This is a genomic window from Streptomyces sp. NPDC054863, from assembly GCF_053610825.1.
In genome coordinates this window covers 1-1,212 of the sequence record NZ_JBSGZD010000572.1, presented here as the reverse complement: position 1 = coordinate 1,212, position 1,212 = coordinate 1, and the positions used below count along the sequence as shown (strand labels likewise).

At 70.5% G+C, this 1,212-nt stretch carries 2 protein-coding genes; both read left to right on the top strand.

What is annotated here, in order from left to right:
* Nucleotides 1-540: cation:proton antiporter (locus tag ACWGIG_RS38990; RefSeq protein ID WP_453326454.1), on the top strand; the 540-nt coding region annotated here is incomplete at its 5' end.
* Nucleotides 537-1,082 carry a flavin reductase family protein gene (locus tag ACWGIG_RS38985; protein ID WP_453326453.1) on the top strand — a complete coding sequence of 182 codons (546 nt, stop codon included), beginning with the start codon at nt 537-539 and terminating at the stop codon, nt 1,080-1,082. The genes ACWGIG_RS38990 and ACWGIG_RS38985, both read left to right, overlap by 4 nt.
* Nucleotides 1,083-1,212 lie beyond the last annotated feature (130 nt).

Here is a 1,212-nt window from a genome sequence, read left to right as displayed (position 1 = left end):
GCCCTGCTCGGGGCGGCCGGGCTCGCGGGTTCCTGGGCGTTCCAGGAGCAGGGGGTGACCGAGATCTTCGGCGCCCTGCTGGTCGGGCTCGCCATCCCTCCGGACGGGTGGCACGACGTGGTGCGCGTGGTGACCCGGATCGGACGCCTGCTGGTGCCGGTGTTCTTCGTGGTCACCGGACTCACCGTGTTCGGCGGGCAGTTCGGCGCGACGCCGTGGTTCGCGATCGTGCTCGCCACCGCCTTGGGCATCGTCGGCAAGGTGGGCGGCGGGTTCCTCGGGGCCAGGCTCGGGGGTGCGTCGGTGCTCGACGCGGCGCGCCTCGGAGTGCTGGTCAACACCCGGGGACTGACCGAACTGGTGGTGCTCCAGGCGGGTTACAGCGCCGGGATCCTCACCGCGCCGGTCTTCCTCGCGCTGGTGGTCATGGCGCTGGTGACCACGGCGATGACCGGACCGTGCTACGGCCTGCTCGAACGAAGTGCGGCACGCCGCGTGAAGGTGGCGGCCCTGGCAGAGGAAGGCGGCAAGTGGGCATGACGGATTCCATAGTGGAGGGTGGCACCGCGAGGCGCTCCACCACGGCGACGGCGGTCGCTCCCGCGCAGTTCCGTTCACTGATGTCGACGTTCCCCAGCGGTGTGGCCGTCGTGACCACGTCGGACGTCGACGGTCAGCCGTGGGGGATGACGTGCTCATCGGTGTGCAGTGTCTCCGTGGAGCCGCCGACGCTGCTGGTGTGCCTCCGCGAGGGGAGTCCCACCCTGGCGGCGATGCTGCGCAGTTCCACCTTCGCGGTGAACCTGCTGCACGCCCGCGCCAGGCCGACGGCGGACCTGTTCGCTTCGGGAACCCCTCATCGGTTCGACCTGGTGCGCTGGTCGGCCGACCAGGAGGCGGCCGGTCCGCACCTGGTCGACGACGCACACGCGGTCGCCGACTGCCGGATCAGCCGGACGGTCTCCGCCGGCGACCACACCGTGGTGTTCGGCGAGGCGTTCCGCGTGGAGCACCCGGTGGCGGCCGACCGGTCGCCACTGCTGTACGGACTGCGGAAGTACTCGTCCTGGTCCGTTCTCTGAACTGTCCGGAAGCCCTGAGGCGTCCGGAATCCCTGAACCGTCCGGAAGAGGGGCAGCACCATCCGGAAGATGTGCAGCGCGCCGGTCGGAGAGTGATCGACCGGAGGAGTCGGTCCGTGCGGGTCAACGG

Excerpts from the sequence above, each read along its gene's own strand:
- ACWGIG_RS38985 (WP_453326453.1), top strand. The coding sequence starts at position 537 with ATGACGGATTCCATAGTGGAGGGTGGCACCGCGAGGCGCTCCACCACG.